The 22,406-nt window shown below is 60.3% G+C and carries 17 protein-coding genes and 2 pseudogenes; 14 read left to right on the top strand and 5 right to left on the bottom strand.

What is annotated here, in order from left to right; all coding sequences use genetic code 11:
- Nucleotides 1–12 precede the first annotated feature (12 nt).
- From AB4N64_RS23345 to AB4N64_RS23325, 5 genes and pseudogenes are all read left to right on the top strand, one after another.
- Nucleotides 13–2,464, top strand: a pseudogene (locus AB4N64_RS23345) (glycogen/starch/alpha-glucan phosphorylase).
- 149 nt (nt 2,465–2,613) lie between these two features.
- Nucleotides 2,614–5,829, top strand: coding sequence for a DUF2339 domain-containing protein (locus AB4N64_RS23340; protein WP_460118912.1), 3,216 nt, complete (start codon nt 2,614–2,616; stop codon nt 5,827–5,829).
- On the top strand, nt 5,826–7,199 hold the full coding sequence (locus AB4N64_RS23335) for a DUF3999 domain-containing protein (RefSeq protein ID WP_460118911.1): 1,374 nt from the start codon (nt 5,826–5,828) through the stop codon (nt 7,197–7,199). Before AB4N64_RS23340 ends, AB4N64_RS23335 begins: the two co-directional genes overlap by 4 nt.
- Nucleotides 7,200–7,400: 201 nt before the next feature.
- Nucleotides 7,401–8,411, top strand: a complete 1,011-nt coding sequence (locus AB4N64_RS23330; protein WP_460118909.1) for a class 1 fructose-bisphosphatase — start codon at nt 7,401–7,403, stop codon at nt 8,409–8,411.
- A gap of 3 nt (nt 8,412–8,414) precedes the next feature.
- Complete coding sequence (locus tag AB4N64_RS23325; protein WP_460118907.1) at nt 8,415–9,017, top strand: DUF924 family protein; 603 nt, start codon at nt 8,415–8,417, stop codon at nt 9,015–9,017.
- Nucleotides 9,018–9,029: 12 nt separating this feature from the next.
- On the opposite strand, the gene AB4N64_RS23320 is transcribed toward AB4N64_RS23325, so the two are convergent.
- The 4 genes and pseudogenes from AB4N64_RS23320 to AB4N64_RS23305 form a co-directional block, all read right to left on the bottom strand.
- Nucleotides 9,030–9,362: a type II toxin-antitoxin system RelE/ParE family toxin gene (locus AB4N64_RS23320; RefSeq protein WP_460118905.1), complete on the bottom strand. Its 333-nt coding sequence runs from the start codon at nt 9,360–9,362 to the stop codon at nt 9,030–9,032.
- On the bottom strand, nt 9,359–9,631 hold the full coding sequence (locus tag AB4N64_RS23315; RefSeq protein ID WP_460118903.1) for a type II toxin-antitoxin system Phd/YefM family antitoxin: 273 nt from the start codon (nt 9,629–9,631) through the stop codon (nt 9,359–9,361). Before AB4N64_RS23315 ends, AB4N64_RS23320 begins: the two co-directional genes overlap by 4 nt.
- 205 nt (nt 9,632–9,836) lie before the next feature.
- Nucleotides 9,837–10,601, bottom strand: coding sequence for a methyl-accepting chemotaxis protein (locus AB4N64_RS23310; protein ID WP_460126851.1), 765 nt, complete (start codon nt 10,599–10,601; stop codon nt 9,837–9,839).
- Between the two features lie 93 nt (nt 10,602–10,694).
- Nucleotides 10,695–11,729: pseudogene (locus tag AB4N64_RS23305) on the bottom strand (HAMP domain-containing protein); the annotation flags it as partial.
- 282 nt (nt 11,730–12,011) lie between these two features.
- On the opposite strand from AB4N64_RS23305, the gene AB4N64_RS23300 reads away from it, so the two are divergent.
- Both AB4N64_RS23300 and AB4N64_RS23295 read left to right on the top strand, forming a co-directional pair.
- Nucleotides 12,012–12,266, top strand: a complete 255-nt coding sequence (locus AB4N64_RS23300) for a hypothetical protein (protein ID WP_460118901.1) — start codon at nt 12,012–12,014, stop codon at nt 12,264–12,266.
- Nucleotides 12,267–12,297: 31 nt separating this feature from the next.
- Complete coding sequence (locus AB4N64_RS23295; RefSeq protein WP_460118899.1) at nt 12,298–12,867, top strand: lipocalin family protein; 570 nt, start codon at nt 12,298–12,300, stop codon at nt 12,865–12,867.
- A 55-nt stretch (nt 12,868–12,922) separates the two neighbouring features.
- Here AB4N64_RS23295 and AB4N64_RS23290 read toward each other — a convergent pair whose 3' ends face one another.
- Nucleotides 12,923–14,287, bottom strand: coding sequence for a formimidoylglutamate deiminase (locus tag AB4N64_RS23290; RefSeq protein ID WP_460118897.1), 1,365 nt, complete (start codon nt 14,285–14,287; stop codon nt 12,923–12,925).
- Nucleotides 14,288–14,433: 146 nt separating this feature from the next.
- On the opposite strand from AB4N64_RS23290, the gene hutC reads away from it, so the two are divergent.
- From hutC to AB4N64_RS23255, 7 genes are all read left to right on the top strand, one after another.
- Entirely contained in the window at nt 14,434–15,144 is a 711-nt protein-coding gene (gene hutC / locus AB4N64_RS23285; protein WP_460126849.1) for a histidine utilization repressor, read from the top strand.
- Nucleotides 15,141–15,710, top strand: a complete 570-nt coding sequence (locus AB4N64_RS23280) for a HutD/Ves family protein (protein WP_460118896.1) — start codon at nt 15,141–15,143, stop codon at nt 15,708–15,710. The genes hutC and AB4N64_RS23280 overlap by 4 nt, the downstream gene beginning before the upstream one ends.
- 474 nt (nt 15,711–16,184) lie before the next feature.
- Nucleotides 16,185–17,882 carry a urocanate hydratase gene (gene hutU / locus AB4N64_RS23275; protein ID WP_460118894.1) on the top strand — a complete coding sequence of 566 codons (1,698 nt, stop codon included), beginning with the start codon at nt 16,185–16,187 and terminating at the stop codon, nt 17,880–17,882.
- 151 nt (nt 17,883–18,033) lie between these two features.
- Nucleotides 18,034–19,506: a purine-cytosine permease family protein gene (locus AB4N64_RS23270; RefSeq protein WP_460118892.1), complete on the top strand. Its 1,473-nt coding sequence runs from the start codon at nt 18,034–18,036 to the stop codon at nt 19,504–19,506.
- A 69-nt stretch (nt 19,507–19,575) separates the two neighbouring features.
- On the top strand, nt 19,576–20,544 hold the full coding sequence (locus tag AB4N64_RS23265; RefSeq protein WP_460118890.1) for an ABC transporter substrate-binding protein: 969 nt from the start codon (nt 19,576–19,578) through the stop codon (nt 20,542–20,544).
- A 70-nt stretch (nt 20,545–20,614) separates the two neighbouring features.
- A complete protein-coding gene (locus tag AB4N64_RS23260; protein ID WP_460118889.1) occupies nt 20,615–21,466 on the top strand; it encodes an ABC transporter permease in 852 nt (283 codons plus the stop codon).
- Nucleotides 21,463–22,293 carry a quaternary amine ABC transporter ATP-binding protein gene (locus AB4N64_RS23255; protein WP_460118887.1) on the top strand — a complete coding sequence of 277 codons (831 nt, stop codon included), beginning with the start codon at nt 21,463–21,465 and terminating at the stop codon, nt 22,291–22,293. Before AB4N64_RS23260 ends, AB4N64_RS23255 begins: the two co-directional genes overlap by 4 nt.
- Nucleotides 22,294–22,406 lie beyond the last annotated feature (113 nt).

Here is a 22,406-nt window from a genome sequence, read left to right as displayed (position 1 = left end):
GAGGTCCTATCGATGACTCAAGAACCACTTGTTCGCGAAGCAGAGGTGGCCGCATTTCGCGACGCCGTCTTGACCAAGCTCACTTATGCGGTGGGCAAAGACCCGGATCACGCCTTCGACCACGACTGGTTCGAAGCCATTGCGCTGGCGGCGCGCGATCACATGGTCGAGCACTGGATGGACCACACCCGGCAGATCTACCGCAAAGGTCAGAAGCGGGTTTACTACCTCTCCCTGGAATTTCTCATCGGCCGGCTGCTCTACGACAGCCTGAGCAATCTCGGCCTGCTGGATGTCGCCCGCGAGGCCCTGACCGAACTGGGTGTCGACCTGGAGCGTATCCGCCTGCTGGAGCCCGACGCCGCACTGGGCAACGGCGGTCTCGGTCGGCTGGCGGCGTGCTTCATGGAAAGCATGTCGAGCCTGGGCATTGCCGGCCACGGCTACGGCATTCGTTACGAGCACGGTTTGTTCCGCCAGGCGATCGTCGATGGCTGGCAGCAGGAGCAGACCGAGCACTGGCTGGATTTCGGCAACCCCTGGGAGTTCGAGCGCCCGGAGGTGGTGTACCCGATTGGTTTCGGCGGCAGCGTCGAAACCGTCACTGATGAAACAGGCAAGTCCAAGCAGGTGTGGTCGCCGGGCGAAACCGTGCGCGCCATTGCCTACGACACCCCGGTGGTCGGCTGGCGTGGGGCGAGCGTCAACACCCTGCGCTTGTGGCGGGCCCGGGCCGTCGAAGACCTGCATCTGGAGCGCTTCAATGCTGGCGACCACCTGGGTGCGGTCGCTGAAGTGGCGCGTGCGGAAAGCATTTCCCGTGTGCTCTACCCAGCGGACAGCACTGAAGCTGGCCAAGAGCTGCGCCTGCGCCAGGAGTATTTCTTCGTTGCCGCTTCCCTGCAGGATCTGCTGCGGCGTCATCGCAACATGCACACCTCGGTGCTGACCCTGGGCGATCATGCGTCGATCCAGCTCAACGACACGCACCCCTCGATTGCCGTGGCCGAGCTGATGCGTCAGTTGGTGGATGTCTATGATGTCGCCTGGGATGCTGCATGGCAGGTGACCGTCGACACGCTTTCCTACACCAACCACACACTTCTTCCCGGAAGCACTGGAAACCTGGCCGGTCGGCCTGATGGAGCGCATGCTGCCACGGCACATGCAGATCATTTACCTGATCAACGCCCAGCACATCGACTCGCTGCGTGCCAAGGGCATCCATGATTTCGACGTGTTGCGCGCGGTGTCGCTGATCGAGGAAGACAACGGTCGGCGCGTTCGCATGGGCAACCTTGCGTTTCTCGGCTCCCACAGCGTCAACGGGGTGTCCGGTCTGCACACGCAATTGATGCGCAAAACCGTGTTTTCCGAGCTGCATAAACTCTATCCGACGCGGATCAACAACAAGACCAACGGCATCACCTTCCGCCGCTGGCTCTATCAGGCCAACTCGGAACTGACGTCGATGCTGGTCGATGCGCTTGGCGCGGACCTGCTCGATCACCCGGAAGAACGCTTGCAGGACCTGGAGCCGTTCGCCGAGAAGTCGGCATTTCGCAAGGCTTTCGCCGAACAGCGCCTGCACAGCAAAAAAGCCCTGGCGTACCTTATTCACGAGCGGTTAGGGGTAGCAATCAATCCGGCGGCGATGTTCGACGTGCAGGTCAAACGCATTCACGAATACAAACGTCAGTTGCTCAATCTGTTGCACACCGTCGCGCTGTATCAGGCCATTCGCGCCGAGCCGGAAGTCGACTGGGTGCCCCGAGTGAAGATCTTTGCTGGCAAGGCAGCGGCCAGTTATCACCAGGCCAAACTGATTATCAAACTGACCAACGACATCGCCCGGGTGGTCAACAACGACCCAACCGTGCGCGGCTTGCTCAAGGTGGTATTCCTGCCCAACTACAACGTCAGCCTGGCAGAAAGCATCATTCCGGCGGCGGATTTGTCGGAGCAGATTTCCACCGCCGGTTTCGAAGCGTCCGGGACCAGCAACATGAAATTTGGCCTCAACGGCGCGCTGACCATCGGCACCCTGGACGGCGCCAACGTGGAGATGTGCGAGCGCATCGGTGCCGAGCATATGTTCATCTTCGGCCTCAGCGCGCAGCAAGTGGAGGCGCGCAAGCAGAATCACGAGTTCAACGCCACGCCGGATATTGCCGCGTCCCATCGCTTGGGTGATGTGCTGCAAGCGATTCGCGGCGGTGTGTTCTCGCCGGATGATCCGTCGCGTTATACCGGCTTGATTGATTCGTTGATTGAGCATGACCGCTTCCTGGTCTGCGCGGACTTCGATGCCTACTGGGATGCCCAAATGCGTGTTGAAGCCCATTGGCATGACACCAATGCCTGGTGGCGTTCGGCAGTGTTGAACACCGCGCGGATGGGCTGGTTCTCTTCCGATCGGACCATTCGCGAGTACGCCACGGACATTTGGAAAGCCCTGGAGTAACTTTGAGCAATAATTGCGAGGCAGGCCCGGTGGTCAACGGGCCTGATCGATATACTAGGCAGCGGTTAAACCGGGCGGCAGGCTAGACTCTGGCCAATGCCACTTCGCCCGGATTCGCCCCACATCGGGGCTGCTTAGGGATATCGACCATGCAATGGATGTTCATGTTGATTGGGCTCGTGCTGGGCTGGATGCTCGACGAGTCGTTCAGTGACGCGCTATTGGGCGCGCTGTTCGGGTTGGGAATTGGCCAGGCCATTCGTATCGCCCGTCTGGGCTCGCAAGCCGCTGAACAGCGCGTGCTGTTGGAGCAGGCGCAGGCAGCGTTGAATGCGGTTCAACAACGTCTGGCGGTGCTGGAAACCACGGGTGTCGAAGTGCCGCAGCCAGCGGTTGATCAACCCTTGGCCAGGGAGTCGAATTCTTCCCTTGAGCTCTCGCTTGAGGAAGCATCCGTCGCGACACCTGAATTGGTGTGGGAGCTTCCGCCTGAGCCTGAGCCTGAGCCCCTATCACAACCTCGTCAGCCACTGTCCGACGATGCCTGGACAGCCGAGCCACCCGTGCGCGAGCCTGTCGCTGACCGTGGTCCGAACGTCATCGAGCGTGCCCTTGCCGGTGCGCGTAATTGGTTGCTGGGCGGTAACACGGTGCTGCGCGTTGGCGTGGTTCTGTTGTTTTTCGGCCTGGCGTTTCTGTTGCGTTACGCCACTGAAGGCATGGTGGTGCCGCTTGAGCTGCGTTACGCCGGGGTAGCGGCCGCCGCATTGGCCTTGCTCGGGCTGGGTTGGTGGCTGCGCCAACGCAATCGCAACTATGCGTTGATGCTGCAAGGCACCGGGATTGGCGTGTTGTACCTGACGGTGTTTGCCGCGATGCGCCTGCACCCGTTGCTGGACCCCACCGCAGCGCTCGGCCTGCTGGTGGCGGTGACGGTGTTCTCGGCTATTTTGGCCATCACCCAGGATTCCCTGGCGCTGGCCTGCGCCGCTGCACTGGGCGGTTTCGCCGCGCCGATCCTCACGTCCACCGGCGCTGGCAGCCATGTCGCGCTGTTCAGTTATTTCGCCCTGCTCAACGCCGGCATCCTTGGCATTGCCTGGTTCAAGGCGTGGCGCCCCCTCAACGTGATCGGCTTTGTCGGCACCTTTGGCATCGGCTTCACCTGGGGCCTGCGGTCCTATACACCGGAACTGTTGTGGAGCACCGAACCGTTCCTGATCCTGTTTTTCCTCATGTACCTGGCCATCGGCCTGTTGTTCGCGCGGCGCAAGTTACGGGAAATGGGCGACGCACCGGAAGACGATAACCGCGAGGCGCTGCTGCATTGGTCGGCGCGCAGAGGCGACTACGTCGACGGCACGCTGCTGTTTGGTCCACCGCTGGTGGGCTTCGGCTTACAGTTCGCATTGGTGCAGCATCTGCCTTTCGCCGCCGCATTCAGCGCTTTGGCGCTCGGCGTTGTGTACATGGCGTTGGCGCGGGCGTTGTTCAGCGGGCGCACGATGCTGTTGGGGGAAACCTGCCTCGCGCTGGGCGTGATTTTCACCAGCCTGGCGATTCCGCTGGGGCTCGATGCGCGCTGGACGACCGCCGCCTGGGCCGTTGAAGGTGCGGGTATTTTCTGGCTCGGCCTGCGGCAGAAACGGTCATTGGCCCGTGCCTTCGCGTTGCTGCTGCAAGTGGGCGCGGCGCTGGCGTTCGTCGGCGAACTGCGGGCCGGCGACTTCAGCCTGGTCACAGGTGCACCGCTGGGCGCGTTGCTGCTCGGCGTGGCCTTGTTGTTCAGCTTCTACCAGTTGCGCAAGGCCCCGCCAGATGTTGCCTCGTCCTGGGAGCGTCGGGCACTGCCGGTGTTGGCATGTCTGGGGCTGGCCTTTCTCTATCTGCTGGCGCCTTTGTTCTTTCTCGTATACGGCACCGCGATCGCCTGGGCGCTGGCCGGTACGGCGACGATATTTATGGGGCTGCATCTGCAATCTCGCACCTTCGCGCTCAGCGGGTTTGCCGTGCAGTTGCTGGGTGGTGGGTTGTTCCTGGTGGCTGGCTCGGACTTTCTCGCATCGCTGTCCAGCGAAGGCGTGCGGCCGTTGGCGCATTACCGATTCTGGACGCCTTTGGTGTTGGGTCTGGCAGGTTTACTCGGGGCCTGGCGCTTGCAGCAAGACCGTCCGGTTGCGCTGTTGAACCAGCGTCTGTCCGATGGGCTGCTGGTCTGGGGCGCGACTTGGTGGGCGCTGGCATGGGGCAGCGAAGTACTGCGGTTCGCCTCATTCGAGGCCCAAACCGTCTTGTTGCTGACGGTGGCGGCGTTGAGCGCAGCCCTGTGGACGGTGTTTGCGGTGCGCCTGAAATGGCCGGCGCTGGGTTTGCTCTGCGCGGCGCTGATACCGACGGCAGGATGGGTGTTGCTCGCCGCGTGGCACTCGCGTTATCACCCGGCAGCCAACTTCGGCTGGCTGGCCTGGGCGGCGGTGTTCGTCGTGCACTTGATCTCGTTGCGCCGATTGGCGCCGATGCTCTCGGTGCGGGTCTTGAGCGTTGCCCACGTGCTCGGTTGCTGGTTGTTGATCGGCGTGCTGGCGCTGGAATTGCGTTTCGGTATGTTGCTGCTTTCCGAGCAGTACAACGCCTGGCGCTGGCTGGGTTGGGCGATTCTGCCGAGCCTGTACCTGGTGTTGATGGCCAGTCCCCGCAACTGGCCTTGGCCGGTGGCTGCATATCCGCGTGAGTACAGGCTTTATGCGGCGGCGCCGCTGGCATTGCTGATGCTCGGTTGGTTCTGGCTGGCGAACTGCTTCAGCAGCGGCGCTGCCGATCCGTTGCCCTACGTGCCGTTGCTCAATCCTCTGGAGTTGGGTCTGCTGTTTTCGTTGTTCGGCATTTATGTGTGGGCCCGCAGTGCGGCGACGCAATGTGCTCTGAACAAGGACGTTATTGATCGCGCCACGCCACTGACCGTTGGCATCTTGCTGTTCGCGTTTTTCACCGCGCTGGTGAACCGCACCGCGCACCATTGGGGTGGCGTCCCGTTCGAGCTGGATTCGCTGCTTGCGTCGATGCAGGTACAGGCTGGCCTGTCGATCATCTGGACCCTGATGGCCCTGAGCCTGATGATCGGCGGCCACCTGCGCCGACGTCGCGAGGTCTGGCTGATTGGTGCGGCGTTGATCGGCGTGGTGGTCGCAAAACTGTTCCTTGTCGAATTGAGCAACCGTGGCGGACTTGCCCGGATCGTCTCGTTCATCGGCGTCGGTGTATTGCTGTTGGTCGTGGGCTATTTCGCCCCGTTGCCGCCCAAACGTGCCGAGGCTGCGCCGGACCCTGAAAAACCTGCCCCGCAAACCGAAGGAGTGTCGTCTTGAGTCAGAAGTTGAACCGGGTCTGGTCAGGCGCTTTTGCCATGGGGCTCGCTTTTTCGGTCAACGCGCTGGAACAGCCGTCGGACTTTGCCACGCAGTTACCCTTGACGCTGAGCGGCGAGGGCCCGTGGTATCGCCTCGAATTGCCTCTGGCCGTGCAGCTGAGCGCGCGGCAGACCGACCTGAGCGACGTGCGGGTGTTCAACGCGAACGGCGAGCCACAGGCCTATGCGCTGGCGCGGGAAAACGCCCAGGCAGGGGAAACCCGTCTCTTGACCGACGTGAAGTGGTTTCCGTTGTACAACGATGCGGACGACAACGAGCGCGCGCCGAGTGTGCGGGTGCAATCGAATGCCAATGGCGCGTTGGTCGAGGTGCAGCCATCGAGTCAGCTGGAAGCCGGTGAAGAAGTGCTGCGCGGCTGGCTGCTCGATGCCAGTGCGCTCAAGGCGCCGTTGCAGCAGTTGATTCTTGACTGGACCAGCGAGCGCGACGGTTTCCAACGTTTCAGCATTGAAGCCAGCGACGACCTGCAGCATTGGCAGTCCTGGGGTGAGGGGCAGGTGGCGCGGCTGACGTTTGCTGACGAGCGGGTCGAGCAGCATGAAGTGGGTTTGCCGGGTCAATCGGCGCGTTACCTGCGCCTGTTGTGGAGCACGCCGAGTTCGGCACCCACGCTGACCTCGGCGCAACTGCAAAGCGCAACCTCGAGCAGCCTGTCGTTGCCGTTGATGTGGTCGCAGTCCTTGGCGGGCACCCGCGAGAAGGCCGGCGAATACACTTGGCAATTGCCGATGGGCGTGAATGTCGAACGCTTGCAGGTCGAGCTGGACCAGCCGAACAGCTTGGCGCCGGCGACCCTGGCTGGACGGCTGGACAGTCGGCGGCCATGGCAGCCGCTTGGCGGTGGCTTGCTCTATCGCCTGACGCAGAACGGCCAGGAGGTGGTGCAGAACGAATTGCAGTTGCCGGGGCGAACCGTACAGCAGTTGAAATTGACGGTGGACGAGCGGGGCGGTGGCCTCGGTGAACAGGCGCCGAACGTGAAATTTGCCGTACGCGCCACGCAACTGGTGTTCCTCGCCCGTGGTGCCGGGCCTTATACCCTGGCGGTGGGTAACGCGACGGCGAAGACGGCGAACCTGCCGTTGACCACGCTGATTCCCGATTACAGTGCGGCGAAGTGGGCAGCGCTGGGGCGGGCGACGGTGGATGCCGAGGTGGTGAGCACACCCGCCTCAACGGCTGTGGGCGCGGCGACCTCGGACACCGATTGGAAGAAATTCGGTTTGTGGGCGGTGTTGCTGCTCAGCGTGTTGTTCCTGGGGGCGATGGCGTTCAGTTTGTTGCGCAAGCCTCCGGCCAGTTCTTAAAGTCGGTGCTGCGTACCGATCGCGGGCAAGCCCGCTCCTACAGCGATGAGGGCATATCGGCCAGTGAAAATGCCGGATTCGAACTACGCTAAACCCCGCGCATGAACTCTATTGGGCGTATCACGTCTGATAGGAGGAAATGCGCCTCGACTCGCGCTAAACTGCGCGGGTTTTTAGCCCCCCCATTCTCCGGAGCCGTCCATGTCCCGCGTTACCCTGAGTCGCTATTTGATTGAGCAGACCCGCAGCAACAACACTCCTGCCGATCTGCGCTTCCTGATCGAAGTGGTGGCGCGTGCCTGCAAGGAGATCAGCCACGCCGTGTCCAAAGGCGCCCTGGGTGGTGTTCTAGGTAGCATGGGCACTGAAAACGTCCAAGGCGAAGTGCAGAAAAAACTCGATGTGATCTCCAACGAGATCCTGCTCGAAGCCAACGAATGGGGCGGTCACCTGGCCGGCATGGCGTCCGAAGAAATGGACAATGCCTACCAGATCCCTGGCAAATACCCGAAAGGCGCCTACCTGCTGGTGTTCGACCCGCTGGACGGTTCGTCGAACATCGACATCAACGCTCCGGTCGGCACCATCTTCTCGGTTTTGCGTTGCCCGAGCGAATACCTGAGCCAAAACGAAGCCTTGAATGAAAAGGCCTTCTTGCAGCCAGGCACCCAGCAGGTCGCTGCCGGCTACGCGATCTATGGTCCGCAGACCATGCTGGTGCTGACCCTGGGCGATGGCGTGAAGGGCTTCACCCTGGACCGTGAAATGGGCAGCTTCGTCCTGACCCACGAAAACATCACCATTCCTGAGTCCACCCAGGAATTTGCCATCAACATGTCCAACCAGCGTCACTGGGAAGCCCCCGTGCAACGCTACGTCGACGAGTTGCTGGCGGGCGAAGAAGGTCCTCTGAAGAAAAACTACAACATGCGCTGGGTGGCCGCGATGGTGGCGGACGTGCACCGCATCCTGACCCGTGGTGGCCTGTTCATGTACCCACGTGACAGCCGTGAGCCATCCAAACCCGGCAAACTGCGCCTGATGTACGAAGCCAACCCGATGTCTTTCCTGGTCGAGCAGGCCGGTGGTGCATCCACCAACGGCCACCAGCGCATCCTCGACATCCAGCCGGAAGGCCTGCACCAGCGTTGCGCGGTGTTCCTGGGCTCGAAAGAAGAAGTGGCCCGCGCCACGGCCTACCACAAGGAATAACCCATGACCGCGCCCTGGCAGCCGTTGCTCGAATGGTGGTTCGGGACATCCGAATCAGCAAAGGAAGTGGCGGCGCAGAAGGGCGGGTTGTGGTTCGGCAAGCGCGACAGCCAGGACCTCGAGGCGCGTGAGCGTTTCGGGGAACGGGTGGAGCAGGCACTGGCCGGCGGATTGACTGAATGGGCGCAACGCCCTGAAGGTTGGCTGGCCCTGGTGCTGTTGCTCGATCAATTGCCGCGCATGCTGTTTCGCGAGACCCCCAAAGCCTTTTCCGGTGACAGCAGAGCCCAGGCTCTGGTGGCGCAAGGTATCGCTGCGGATTTAGACCGGCAATTGCTGCCGATCCAGCGGGTGTTCATCTACCTGGTATTGGAACACTGCGAACACCTGGCGGTGCAGAACGAGTGCATCTCGCGTTACATCGACCTGATGGAGCAACAGCCGGAAAGTGATCGAGCGTTGTTTGCCGACTACCTGGGCTATGCCGAGAAGCATCAGAAGGTGATCGCGCAGTTTGGGCGGTTTCCTCATCGCAATGAGGTGCTGGGGCGCGAATCTACGGCTGAGGAGTTGCTGTTTTTAAATAAGCCAGGTTCGCGCTTTTAAGGTTCTTCAGCTTCACGCATTCCCTTGAACAAGCCGTTTCAGCAACAATGCAAGCAGGCTTTTTCGGGTATCGACAATGATGTGAACGAAGACTGTCTGTCCGCGAACCTCATAAATCACTCGATTCATTCCAACAAGAATTTGTCGGTACTGACTGAGATTGAGCTTGTCGATTTCTTCGGGGGTCGACCCTGCATAGGGTTGTTCTCCCAGGTTGCGAATAGCGGTCTTCAGGTTGGCAAAAGTGTTCTGCCAAGTCTGATTCGAGAACTGTCGGGTGAGGTAGGTACGAAGCTCTTTGAGGTCTGTTTCGGCTGACTGAAGAATGACGACCTTTAAACTCATTGATTGTCAGCCCTGTCGAGGTCAGTGAAGACATCCTCGGCATCACGGAAGTTGCCTTGCTCTATCTCCCGATTACCCATCGCCAGGAGTTTGAGCAGTGCCATCGTTTCTTCTTGCTCCTCAAAGCTTTTTACATCCATGACCACCAGTTTCGCTTCACCGTTTTGGGTGATTACCATAGGCTCGCGGCTCTCCGTGATGGTTTTGACTATCTCGGCAGCATGGCTTTTAAGGTAGCTGATCGGCTTGATTTGGGATGAGAGTTTCATGAAATGAAGTGCTCGGAGGAATAGATAGGACTGAGTTTAGTCCTAATTCAGTCCTGTGTCAGGCTAAGCTGATCAATGAGCGTCTGAATGACTTGATGTCGCCGATAGCGCAATCGCGAGCAAGTCATATTGTCCCACCGCCACTCCCACAGGGATCACATCGAACCTGTGGGAGCCTGCTCGCGATTGCGTCGGTGGTCGCGCCCTAGATCCGGAAGCTACCCACCAGATGCTTCAACCGCGCCGCCTGCTGCTCGAGGTCGGAGCACGCACGCAGTGTCGCCTGCAGGTTCTCCACCCCTTCCTGGTTCAGCGTGTTGATCTCGTTGATGTCGACGTTGATCGACTCCACAACGGCGGTCTGTTCTTCGGTCGCGGTGGCGACTGACTGGTTCATTCCGTCGATTTCACCGATGCGCTGGGTCACGCTGCCCAGGCGCTCGCCGGCCTGGTTGGCAATGCCGACGCTGCTCTCGCTCTGACGCTGGCTGTCGGTCATCGTGCTGACCGCTTCGCGGGCGCCGATTTGCAGTTCTTCGATCATCTTCTGCACTTGCTGCGCCGAATCCTGAGTGCGGTGCGCCAGGTTGCGCACTTCGTCGGCGACCACGGCAAAGCCACGACCCGCTTCACCGGCACGGGCGGCTTCGATGGCCGCGTTCAGCGCCAGCAGGTTGGTCTGCTGGGAGATGCTGGTGATCACTTCCAGAATCTGTCCGATGTTCACGGTGTTGCTGTTGAGCGTCTCGATGTTGCCGCAGGAATCACTGATCTTCGCCGACAGCTGATGCATGGCGCTGATGGTTTTTTCCACGGTTTGCTGGCCGTCTTCTGCCAGCGCGCGGGCATCGCTGGAGTGCTGCGAGGCGAGGGCGGCGTTTTGGGCGATTTCCTGTGCGGCAGCGCCGAGCTGGTTGATCGCCGCCGCGACGCTGTTGGTGCGCGAGGCCTGCTGGTCGGAGTTGAACATCGACGAGTTGGAGGCCGCCACGACCCGCAACGCCACTTCGTTGACCTGGCCGGTGGCCGATGACACTTCGCGGATCGAGGTGTGGATGCGCTCGACGAAGCGGTTGAACGACAACCCCAGCGCGCCGAACTCGTCATGGCCGTGAATGGTCAGGCGTTTGGTCAGGTCGCCTTCGCCTTCGGCGATGTCATGCATGGCGCGGCCCATGGTCAGCAGCGGTTGCATCAGAAAGCTGATCAGTATGCCCAGCAAGGTGATGATGATCACCACGGCGATCACCATGGCGATGAACGCCGAGGTGCGGAACTCGCTGAGCATTGCGAACGCTGTGTCCTGGTCGAGTACCAGGGCCACGTACCAGTCAGCCGAGGGTACGCCGTTGACGTGGGTGAAGGAGATGAACTGGCGCTTGCCGTCGATCTCGACTTCTTTCATGCCTGGGCTGACCTTTGGCGTGTCGTTGGGATAGGCCTCGGCCAGGCTCTTGAGCACCAGCTTGCTGTCCGGGTGAATGAGAATCTTGCCGTCGGCGCCGACGATGAACGCGTGGCCGTGTCCGCCGAAGTTCAGCGAGTTGATGATCGCGCTGACGCTGGACAGGTCGATGTCGGCGCCAGCGACGCCGATCATCTGGCCTTGGCGCTGTACCGGAGTGGCGACGGTAATCACAAGCTTGCCGGAGGAAGCGGCAATGTAGGGTTCGGTCACGATGGTCTGTTGTGCGGTGTTGGCCGCCTTGTACCAACCACGGGCGCGGGGGTCGTAATCTGCCGCACGGTTACCCGCCGGGACCGAGAACATCACGCCATCGGTGCCGCCGAAGTAACTGAGTTGAAAGTTGCCAGTGTAGGCGGGCAGGTCGATCACGCGCTTCAGGCTGCTCAATGCGCTGCCGTCGGCGGAAACCTGCTGCGACATCGATTGCAGCAACTGGATGCGGCTTTCCAGCCAGGTCTGGATGTTACTGGTGGTCAGGCTGCCGAGTTCCTGCATCGATGTTTCAGTGCTGCTGCGCAGGGTCTGGCGCTGTCGGTAGTCGTTGAACAGGATGAAACAGGCAAATGCGACGGCCACCACGAGGGCAGCAGCCAACAGAATTTTGTGGCTGAACTTGATGTTTCTGGTCATTAAATGAACTACCGCAGAAGGGCTGGTCAACGAGGGCGCCAATGTGCCACAAAATGGTGCGTGGCGTTGGTCATTATGTCGACTCAAAGGCGCCAAAGATTAGGCGCATTTGGCCAAAGCCGACGAAATGCACAACGGCGTCGCAAAGTGGCTGATTTTTCGGACAAAGGGAGACGAGCGGCCCGATAAATAGACGGGGGATGAGGGAACCAGATAACGATTTTCACTTCTAAGCTTCTGCTTGGCAATCTGCCATTCCCCCTACGCTCCAGGAGTTTCACCATGTCGTTGCGCTCCGTCGCCCTGCTTTCGTTCTGCGTGTTGTTGGTCGCGTGCGGCAAGGTCAATCAGGAAAACTACTCCAAATTGTCGACAGGCATGCCCAAGGCTGAGGTAGAAACCTTGCTGGGCAAGCCTACCGACTGTTCAGGCGCATTTGGTCTGTCCAGTTGCACCTGGGGCGACAAGAACAGCTTTATCAGCGTGCAGTACGCCGGTGACAAAGTGATGATGTTTTCCGGCCAAGGCCTGAAGTAATCCGGGGCGCTGTGCCCGCGGGAGAAAAACAATGAAGCAGTTTTTGATCCTCCTTTTTGCCAGCCTGGTATTGGCTGGCTGCGCGACCTCTGGTGAAGATCCGCTGGCGCCGAAAACCGTCAATAGCGTCAATCTGAAGAAGTACCAGGGGACCTGGTACGAGTTGGCGCGTCTGCCGATGTACTTCCAGCGCAACTGCGCACAATCGGAAGCGCATTACACCCTCAAGCCCGACGGCAATATCCTGGTGCTCAATCGTTGCCTGACCGCGGACTGGCAATGGGAAGAAGCCAAGGGTACGGCTTATCCACAGGTGCCCGGCAAGACCGACAAGCTGTGGGTCGAGTTCGATAACTGGTTTTCGCGGCTGATCCCGGGTGTGGCGAAGGGCGAATATTGGGTGTTGTTCGTCAGCGATGACTACAAGACGGCCATCGTCGGCGATCCGAGCCGGCGTTACCTGTGGTTGCTGTCGCGGACTCCGACGGTCAATGGGGTGGTCCGTGAGGAATTGCTCAGCAAGGCACGCCAGCAGGGTTACGACACTACGCGGCTGATCTGGCGGGCAACGGATACGCAGATGGCGAAGACGTCGAACTAACTGCAATTGCCCTGTAGGAGCGAGCATGCTCGCTCCTACAGGCGTAGTTTTTTTGTCAGCCGAGTAGTTCACGCAAAACTTGGGCAAACGCCCGGCTACTTTCCTCTTCCCCCGCATGCCGTCCCTCGCGCACCACCCACTGGCCATTGACCAGCACATCGCGAACCTGTCGGTCGCTGCCGGCGAATAGCCAGCGATTGAGAATCCCGTCGCCGCTTGCTGTCGCCAGGTACGGATCGTTGCCATCCAGCACCAGCCAATCCGCACGCTTTCCCACTTCCAGGGCGCCAATCGGTTGCCCCAACGCCTGGGCACCGCCTTCCAACGCCGCGTCGTAGAGCGTGCGACCGACCATCGGCTGATCCGCGGCATACAAGCGGTTACGCCGCTGATCGCGCAGACGCTGGCCATATTCCAGCCAGCGTAATTCTTCCACCACGCTCAACGACACGTGGCTGTCGGAACCGATGCCCATGCGCCCGCCCTGGGCGAGGAAATCCACCGCCGGGAAAATCCCGTCGCCAAGGTTGGCTTCAGTGGTCAGGCACAGGCCGGCGATGGCGCGACTGCGGGCCATCAGCGAGACCTCTTCCGGGTTGGCGTGGGTGGCGTGAACCAGGCACCAGCGCTGATCGACCTCGACGTTCTCATACAGCCATTGCAGGGGGCGACGGCCGCTCCAGTTCAGGCAGTCATCGACTTCCTTCTGCTGCTCGGCGATGTGAATGTGCACCGGGCATCGCTGGTCGCTGGCGGCCAGCACTTCGCTGATTTGCTGTGGGGTCACAGCGCGCAGCGAGTGGAAGCACAGGCCCAGCGACTGGGCCTTCTGTTGGGCCAGAAGAGGTTGCAGGCGCGATTGCAGGTTCAGGTAGTTTTCCGTGCTGTTGATAAATCGTCGTTGGCCATCGTTGGGCGCCTGGCCACCGAAACCTGAATGGCTGTAGAGCACGGGCAGCAGGGTCAGGCCGATGCCGGCGGCGCTGGCCGCCTGGCTGATGCGCAACGCCAGTTCGGCCGGGTCCGCGTACGGATGGCCATCAATGTCATGGTGCACGTAATGAAATTCGGCGACCGAGGTGTAGCCGGCCTTGAGCATTTCGATGTACAGCTGACGGGCAATCACGCCAAGTTGTTCGGGGCTGATTTTTCCGACGAGGCGATACATCAGGTCGCGCCAGGTCCAGAAGCTGTCATTCGGATTACCCGCCACTTCCGCCAGCCCGGCCATCGCCCGCTGAAAGGCGTGGGAATGCAGGTTGGGCATGCCCGGTAACAGCGGGCCGCTCAGCCTTTCGGCGCCATCTGCATTGGAATCGGCCTGGATTTGGGTCAGCACGCCGTCGGCGCTGACCTCAAGACGTACATTGTTGGCCCATCCACTAGGCAGCAGCGCGCGTTCGGCAAAGAAGGCGGACATGGTTCATCACCCCATCGTGTGTTATTTGTATATACATATACAGACGTTTGCCTGCCCGGTAAACTCCGGCAAGCTAGCAACCTATATCAAATGAACAGGGATCAACCGTGCCGACTCCGCCTCCAGTCTCTCCGTTGGCCGCGAACATGGGCGACAGTCCGGCGCCTTTGTACGCTCGCGTTAAACAGATGATTACCCAGCAAATCGACAGCGGTGCCTGGCCGCCTCACTATCGCGTTCCGTCGGAAAGTGAGCTGGTCAGCCAACTTGGCTTCAGCCGCATGACCATCAACCGGGCATTGCGCGAGATGACCGCCGACGGCCTGCTGGTGCGCATGCAAGGCGTCGGCACGTTCGTCGCCGAACCGAAAAGCCAGTCCGCCCTGTTTGAAGTGCACAACATCGCTGACGAAATCGCCTCCCGTGGCCATCGCCACACTTGCACGGTCATCACCCTGGAAGAAGAGGCGGCCGGGTCCGAGCGCGCCGTGGCCCTGGATATGCGCGAGGGACAAAAGGTCTTTCATTCGCTGATCGTGCATTTCGAAAATGATATTCCGGTACAAATCGAAGACCGTTTCGTCAACGCGCTGGTGGCCCCGGAATACCTCAAGCAGGATTTCACCCTGCAAACGCCTTACGCCTACCTCAGCCAGGTTGCGCCGCTGACCGAAGGCGAGCACGTGGTCGAAGCGATCCTGGCCGAGGCATCGGAGTGCAAGTTGTTGCAGATCGAAAAGGGCGAGCCGTGCCTGTTGATTCGTCGTCGCACCTGGTCCGGTCGTCAGCCCGTGACCGCTGCGCGTTTGATCCACCCCGGTTCCCGTCATCGTCTCGAAGGTCGGTTTCACAAATGAATCAGCTCAAGGTTCTACGCGCCACGGATTACCCGCGCATGCCGTGGAAAAACGGCGGTGGCAGCACTGAAGAGATTACCCGCGACGCCGGCACTGGGCTGGATGGTTTCGGCTGGCGCCTGTCCATAGCCGACATTAGCGAGTCGGGTGGGTTCTCCATGTTCGCCGGTTACGAGCGAATCATCACCGTGTTGCAGGGCGACGGTATGGTCTTGTCGGTGGATGGCCAAGACACACGGTCACTGTTACCGATCGATCCGTTCGCCTTCAGTGGTGAGAGCCATGTTTCCTGCACCTTGCTGGGTGGAGCGATCCGCGATTTCAACCTGATCTATGCACCAAAGCGTTACCGCGCGCGGTTGCAGTGGCTGGACGGGGAGCAGCGGTTTTTCAGCGAAGCCGGCACCGTGCTGGTGTTCAGTGTCAGCGAAGTGCTCGAGGTGAAGGTCGGTAACACGGTTTCGCAACTGGCGCGACATGATTGCCTGCAACTGGACGGTAACAGCGATTTGCTGGAAATCTCGAGCCAGGGTGCCTGCTGCGTTATCGAACTGACCGCACGCTAAAACCACATCCCCCCTGTAGGAGCGAGCATGCTCGCGATGGAGTCGCAGGCACCGCGGGGTCTCAGGTAGCCAGCGTCATCGTTGACGACCATCGCGAGCATGCTCGCTCCTACAGTGAAGCAAGACCGTTTCCTGTTGCGCACCACTTTGTTACCGAACGCCCCATCACAGCGCAAAACCCCGCTCCCGTAACAAACCCCACCTCCTGCAAAAATTCCCCCCGGAAAATTTCATCTACGCCAGACCCCTTGATCCAGGCACTCTCCAGCTGTTTCCGAATTTTTCTCGAATGCCCATTCAACAAGTTGGCCGCTTGATTGCATATGCTTGTATGTACAAGTAAAGACGTATGCGTATGAGTCCATTAAGACTCCTCGCAACGTCCACCTGATTCGCCTGTGGCGCAACGATGCGCACAGGCTGGCTTACCCACTGCCAGGGTTGGTTTGGATTGATCGCTGAGGAGTCTTTTTCGTGACTGACAACAAAACTACCACCGCCTCTTCTACTAAGCGCCGTGACGTTGAAATCCGTGCCCCGCGCGGCAACAAGCTGACCGCCAAGAGCTGGCTGACCGAAGCGCCGCTGCGCATGCTGATGAACAACCTCGACCCGCAAGTGGCCGAGAACCCTAAAGAATTGGTGGTGTACGGTGGTATTGGCCGGGCAGCACGTAACTGGGAATGCTACGACAAGATCGTCGAGAGCCTGACCAACCTGAATGACGACGAGACCCTGCTGGTGCAATCCGGCAAGCCGGTCGGCGTGTTCAAGACCCACAGCAACGCCCCGCGCGTATTGATCGCCAACTCCAACCTGGTGCCCCACTGGGCGACTTGGGAGCACTTCAACGAACTCGATGCCAAAGGCCTGGCCATGTACGGCCAGATGACCGCCGGGAGCTGGATCTACATTGGCAGCCAGGGCATCGTTCAGGGCACCTACGAAACCTTCGTCGAAGCCGGTCGCCAGCACTACAACGACGACCTGACCGGCAAGTGGGTCCTGACCGCTGGCCTGGGCGGCATGGGCGGCGCCCAGCCGCTGGCCGCAACCCTGGCCGGTGCCTGCTCGCTGAACATCGAATGCCAGCAGATCAGCATCGATTTCCGCCTGAAAACCCGCTACGTCGACGAGCAAGCCAAAGACCTCGACGACGCCCTGGCGCGCATTGCCAAGTACACCGCCGAAGGCAAGGCGATCTCTATCGCCCTGTGCGGGAACGCCGCTGAAATCCTTCCGGAGCTGGTACGTCGGGGCGTGCGTCCTGACATGGTCACCGACCAGACCAGCGCCCACGACCCGCTCAACGGCTACCTGCCGGCCGGCTGGACCTGGGACGAATACCGCGCTCGCGCCAAGACCGAGCCAGCTGCCGTGGTCAAGGCCGCCAAGCAATCGATGGCCGTACACGTCAAGGCGATGCTGGACTTCCAGAAAATGGGCGTACCGACTTTCGACTACGGCAACAACATCCGTCAGATGGCCCAGGAAGAAGGCGTGGAAAACGCTTTCGACTTCCCAGGTTTCGTCCCTGCTTACATCCGTCCGCTGTTCTGCCGCGGTATCGGTCCGTTCCGTTGGGCTGCTCTGTCGGGCGACCCACAGGACATCTACAAAACCGACGCCAAGGTCAAGGAACTGATCCCGGACGACGCCCACCTGCACAACTGGCTGGACATGGCGCGTGAGCGCATCAGCTTCCAGGGTCTGCCGGCGCGTATCTGCTGGGTTGGCCTGGGCCTGCGCGCCAAGCTCGGCCTGGCATTCAACGAAATGGTACGCAGCGGCGAGCTGTCGGCGCCTATCGTCATCGGTCGTGACCATCTGGACTCCGGTTCGGTGGCGAGCCCGAACCGCGAAACCGAGTCGATGCAGGACGGCTCCGATGCCGTGTCCGACTGGCCACTGCTCAACGCCCTGCTCAACACCGCGAGCGGCGCGACCTGGGTTTCGCTGCACCACGGCGGCGGCGTCGGCATGGGCTTCTCCCAGCATTCGGGCATGGTGATTGTCTGCGACGGGACTGACGAAGCGGCCGAGCGTATCGCTCGCGTCCTGCACAACGACCCAGCGACCGGCGTCATGCGTCATGCCGATGCCGGTTACCAGATCGCCATCGACTGCGCCAAGGAACAAGGGCTGAACCTGCCGATGATTACCGGCAAGTAAACGCAACACCGCTTCCCTGTAGGAGCGAGCTTGCTCGCGTTAGCGTCGGCACATCCAGCATGAATGTGACTGATCTACCGTCATCGCGAGCAAGCTCGCTCCTACAGGGGGGCGAAAGCCAACTCCCATAACAATCCACAGAGGTTGAATCATGGCTGTCAAAGACGCACGTGCAGGCAACAAACCGTTGATCGAGAAACGCTCGATTGACTACATCCCGGAAGCGGAAAGACACGGTCGTCTCTTCAGCCAGTTCACCTTGTGGATGGGGGCCAATCTGCAGATCACCGCGATTGTCACCGGGGCCCTGGCCGTGGTGCTGGGCGGTGATGTGTTCTGGTCGTTGATCGGCTTGTTTATCGGTCAGTTGCTCGGCGGCGGGGTGATGGCGTTGCACGCGGCGCAAGGGCCCAAGTTGGGCTTGCCGCAGATGATCTCCAGCCGGGTGCAGTTCGGTGTTTATGGCGCGGCTATCCCGATTGTCCTGGTTTGCCTGATGTACCTGGGCTTCACCGCGACGGGCACAGTGCTGTCCGGCCAGGCGCTGGGTCAGTTGTTCGGGGTCAGCGACACCCTCGGTATTCTCATCTTCGCCAGTGTCATCGTGCTGGTGACGGTGCTTGGCTATCGGGTGATCCATTTTATTGGCCGTGTCGCCAGCATCATTGGCGTGATTGCCTTTGTTTACCTGTTCAGCCGCCTGATGACCCAGACGGATGTGGGCGCGCTGTTGCAGATTCGCCATTTCAGCTGGAGCAGTTTCCTGCTGGCGGTGTCGCTCGCGGCCTCCTGGCAGATCGCCTTTGGTCCCTATGTGGCTGACTACTCGCGATACCTGCCGAGCAATACGTCTTCGGTGAAAACCTTCTTCGCCGCCGGCGCAGGTTCGGTGATCGGCGCACAAGTGGCGATGATTCTCGGTGTGTTTGCCGCCGCCTCCGCCAATGGCCAATACGCCGGGCATGAAGTGGCCTACATCGTGGGTTTCGCCGGCAGTGGTGCGACCGCTGCGCTGCTGTACTTCAGCATTGCGTTCGGCAAGGTCACCATTTCCACGCTTAACTCGTACGGCAGCTTCATGTGCATTGCGACCATCATCAGCGGCTTCCGCGGCCGCCTGGAAGTGACCCGCTTGCAGCGTTTGGTTTTTGTCCTGGTAATTGTCGGTGCGGCAACCCTGATCGCATTGCTCGGTCAGCACTCGTTCCTGGGGGCGTTCAAGTCCTTCATCCTGTTCCTGCTGGCGTTCTTCACGCCATGGAGCGCAATCAACCTGGTGGACTATTACTGCATCACCCGCGAGCGCTATGACGTACCGGCGCTGGCTGATCCCAATGGTCGTTACGGCCGCTGGAACATGCTGGGCATCAGCATCTACGTGTTCGGCGTACTGGTGCAGTTACCGTTCATCTCCACCAAGTTCTACACCGGTCCGCTGGTAGTGGCGCTGGGTGACGTGGATATTTCCTGGATTATCGGCCTGGTGCTGCCTGCTGCGCTTTACTACGTATGCGCAAAAAAATGGCACGGTTCGGTACCTGATCAACTGATTCTGCCGGTCGAGCAGGACAGCGTCGTACAACCAAAAACAAGCGGGAATGGTCGCGCTGCGGCGCAGGCCTGATTGGACGTGGACAGGGCTGGATGCCTCTTGACTGCCGTAAGCCAATTCATGATTAGGAGCGTCACAACAATGAAATCGAACAAGACCCTGCTGACCACATTGCTTTCCATGGGCCTGTTGGCCAGTGCAGGCGCCACCCAGGCAGCCGGTTGGTGCGAGTCAGGCAAGCCTGTGAAATTCGCAGGACTGAACTGGGAAAGCGGCATGCTGCTGACCGACGTCCTGCAAGTGGTGCTGGAAAAAGGCTACGGCTGCAAGACTGACAGCCTGCCGGGCAACTCCATCACCATGGAAAACGCTCTGAGCAGCAACGACATCCAAGTGTTTGCCGAAGAATGGGTCGGTCGCAGCGAGGTCTGGAACAAGGCCGAAAAGGCCGGCAAGGTGGTGGGTGTCGGCGGCCCGATCCTGGGAGCGGTCGAGGGTTGGTACGTGCCTCGCTATGTGATCGAAGGTGATGCCAAACGCAAACTGGAACCCAAGGCGCCAGACCTGAAAAAAATCGCTGACCTGTCCAAGTACTCGGCGGTGTTCAAAGATGCCGAAGAGCCGACCAAGGGGCGTTTTTACAACTGTCCGGCCGGTTGGACCTGCGAGCTGGACAACAGCGAAATGCTGAAAAGCTACGGCCTGGAAAGCACCTACACCAACTTCCGCCCTGGCACCGGCCCGGCGCTGGATGCAGCCGTACTGTCGAGCTACAAGCGTGGCGAGCCGATCCTGTTCTACTACTGGTCGCCGACTCCGCTCATGGGCCAGGTCGACGTAGTCAAACTCGAAGAAAAACCAGGCGTAGACAAGACCGTGACCATCAAGGTCGGCCTATCCAAGACCTTCCACGACGAGGCGCCGGAGCTGGTGGCCGTGCTGGAAAAGGTCAACCTGCCGATCGACCTGCTGAACCAGAACCTGGGCCGCATGGCGAAGGAACGTATCGAGTCGCCAAAACTGGCGAAAATCTTCCTCAAGGAACATCCTGAAGTCTGGCATCAATGGGTCAGCGAAGACGCTGCCAAGAAAATCGACGCGGCTTTGTAGGTTGAGCTTCTCCGGCTGCTGGCAACGGCAGCCGGACGCTTGATCGCAACCCCTTGATTGAGAGTCTCTTATGTTTCCCGAAAGCTTTACCTTTTCCATCGCCGACTGGGTCAACGGTTGGGTCGATTCGCTGGTCACCAACTATGGCGACGTGTTCCGGCACATCTCCGACACGCTGTTGTGGGCCATCGTCAATCTTGAAGGGCTGCTGCGTGCGGCGCCCTGGTGGCTGATGTTGGCCATCGTCGCGGGTGTGGCCTGGCATGCGACCCGTAAAGTGGTGACCACTTCGGTCATCGTCGGCCTGTTGTTCCTGGTGGGCGCGGTCGGACTCTGGGACAAGCTGATGCAAACCCTGGCGCTGATGCTGGTGGCGACGATCATTTCGGTGCTGATCGGCGTGCCCCTGGGGATTCTATCGGCGCGCAGCAATCGCCTGCGTTCGGTGCTGATGCCGCTGCTGGACATCATGCAGACCATGCCAAGCTTCGTGTACCTGATCCCGGTATTGATGCTGTTCGGCCTGGGCAAGGTGCCGGCGATTTTCGCCACGGTGATCTATGCCGCTCCACCGTTGATCCGACTGACTGATCTGGGTATCCGCCAGGTCGACGGAGAAGTGATGGAGGCGATCAACGCCTTCGGTGCCAACCGCTGGCAACAACTGTTCGGCGTGCAACTGCCGCTGGCCCTGCCGAGCATCATGGCCGGGATCAACCAGACGACCATGATGGCGCTGTCGATGGTCGTGATCGCCTCGATGATCGGTGCACGTGGTTTGGGTGAAGACGTGCTGGTGGGCATCCAGACCCTCAACGTCGGCCGTGGCCTGGAAGCGGGTCTGGCGATCGTGATTCTGGCCGTGGTGATCGACCGCATTACGCAGGCGTATGGTCGTGCGCGGCATGAGGTGAGCAAATGAACAATGCAAGCGTAAGCAAGATCGAAGTCAAAAACGTCTTCAAGATTTTCGGCAACCGCGCCAAGGATGCGCTGGGCCTTATCGGCCAAGGCAAGACCAAGGACCAGGTGCTGGCCGAAACCGGTTGTGTGGTCGGCGTGAATGACCTGTCGCTGAGCATCGGCAGCGGCGAGATCTTCGTGATCATGGGCCTGTCGGGTTCCGGAAAGTCGACACTCGTGCGCCATTTCAATCGTCTGATCGACCCTACCAGTGGCGCGATTCTGGTGGATGGCGAAGACATCCTGCAGTACGACATGGAAGCCCTGCGCGAATTTCGCCGGCGCAAGATCAGCATGGTGTTCCAGAGCTTCGGCCTGCTGCCGCACAAGACCGTGATGGAGAACGTCGCCTACGGCCTGAAAGTGCGTGGCGAGAGCAAGCAGATGTGCTCGGAGCGTGCGCTGCACTGGATCAACACCGTGGGCCTCAAAGGCTACGAAAACAAATTTCCGCACCAGCTCTCTGGCGGCATGCGTCAACGTGTTGGCCTGGCCCGTGCCCTGGCGGCCGACACTGACATCATCCTGATGGACGAAGCCTTCAGCGCCCTCGATCCACTGATCCGCGCCGAGATGCAGGACCAATTGCTGGAGCTGCAAAAGACCCTGCACAAGACCATCGTTTTCATCACTCACGACCTTGATGAGGCTGTGCGCATCGGCAACCGCATCGCGATCCTCAAGGACGGACGCCTGATCCAGGTCGGTACGCCGCGCGAGATTCTGCATTCGCCAGCGGATGAGTATGTCGACCGATTCGTGCAGCGGCGGGCGGCGGTGGTTTGAGAAACTTGCGGTGCTTGTGCCGGCCCTATCGCGGGCAAGCCCGCTCCCACAGGGGTTGTGTGAACACCGATAAACCTGTGGGAGCGGGCTTGCCCGCGATGAGGCCGGTAAAG

The organism is Pseudomonas sp. S2_C03, from assembly GCF_054668405.1.
The sequence above is the reverse complement of the archived record's forward strand: the minus strand, read 5'-3'. Positions and strand labels throughout refer to the sequence as shown.

What these genes read in the sequence shown, in the direction of transcription:
- AB4N64_RS23265 (WP_460118890.1), top strand. Translation starts at nt 19,576, where the DNA reads ATGAAATCGAACAAGACCCTGCTGACCACATTGCTTTCCATGGGCCTG.
- AB4N64_RS23280 (WP_460118896.1), top strand. Translation starts at nt 15,141, where the DNA reads ATGAATCAGCTCAAGGTTCTACGCGCCACGGATTACCCGCGCATGCCG.
- hutC (WP_460126849.1), top strand. Translation starts at nt 14,434, where the DNA reads ATGGGCGACAGTCCGGCGCCTTTGTACGCTCGCGTTAAACAGATGATT.
- AB4N64_RS23295 (WP_460118899.1), top strand. Translation starts at nt 12,298, where the DNA reads ATGAAGCAGTTTTTGATCCTCCTTTTTGCCAGCCTGGTATTGGCTGGC.
- AB4N64_RS23255 (WP_460118887.1), top strand. Translation starts at nt 21,463, where the DNA reads ATGAACAATGCAAGCGTAAGCAAGATCGAAGTCAAAAACGTCTTCAAG.
- AB4N64_RS23270 (WP_460118892.1), top strand. Translation starts at nt 18,034, where the DNA reads ATGGCTGTCAAAGACGCACGTGCAGGCAACAAACCGTTGATCGAGAAA.
- AB4N64_RS23300 (WP_460118901.1), top strand. Translation starts at nt 12,012, where the DNA reads ATGTCGTTGCGCTCCGTCGCCCTGCTTTCGTTCTGCGTGTTGTTGGTC.
- AB4N64_RS23320 (WP_460118905.1), bottom strand. Translation starts at nt 9,362, where the DNA reads ATGAGTTTAAAGGTCGTCATTCTTCAGTCAGCCGAAACAGACCTCAAA.
- AB4N64_RS23260 (WP_460118889.1), top strand. Translation starts at nt 20,615, where the DNA reads ATGTTTCCCGAAAGCTTTACCTTTTCCATCGCCGACTGGGTCAACGGT.
- AB4N64_RS23290 (WP_460118897.1), bottom strand. Translation starts at nt 14,287, where the DNA reads ATGTCCGCCTTCTTTGCCGAACGCGCGCTGCTGCCTAGTGGATGGGCC.
- AB4N64_RS23310 (WP_460126851.1), bottom strand. Translation starts at nt 10,601, where the DNA reads ATGTTCAACTCCGACCAGCAGGCCTCGCGCACCAACAGCGTCGCGGCG.
- AB4N64_RS23325 (WP_460118907.1), top strand. Translation starts at nt 8,415, where the DNA reads ATGACCGCGCCCTGGCAGCCGTTGCTCGAATGGTGGTTCGGGACATCC.
- AB4N64_RS23330 (WP_460118909.1), top strand. Translation starts at nt 7,401, where the DNA reads ATGTCCCGCGTTACCCTGAGTCGCTATTTGATTGAGCAGACCCGCAGC.
- AB4N64_RS23340 (WP_460118912.1), top strand. Translation starts at nt 2,614, where the DNA reads ATGCAATGGATGTTCATGTTGATTGGGCTCGTGCTGGGCTGGATGCTC.
- AB4N64_RS23315 (WP_460118903.1), bottom strand. Translation starts at nt 9,631, where the DNA reads ATGAAACTCTCATCCCAAATCAAGCCGATCAGCTACCTTAAAAGCCAT.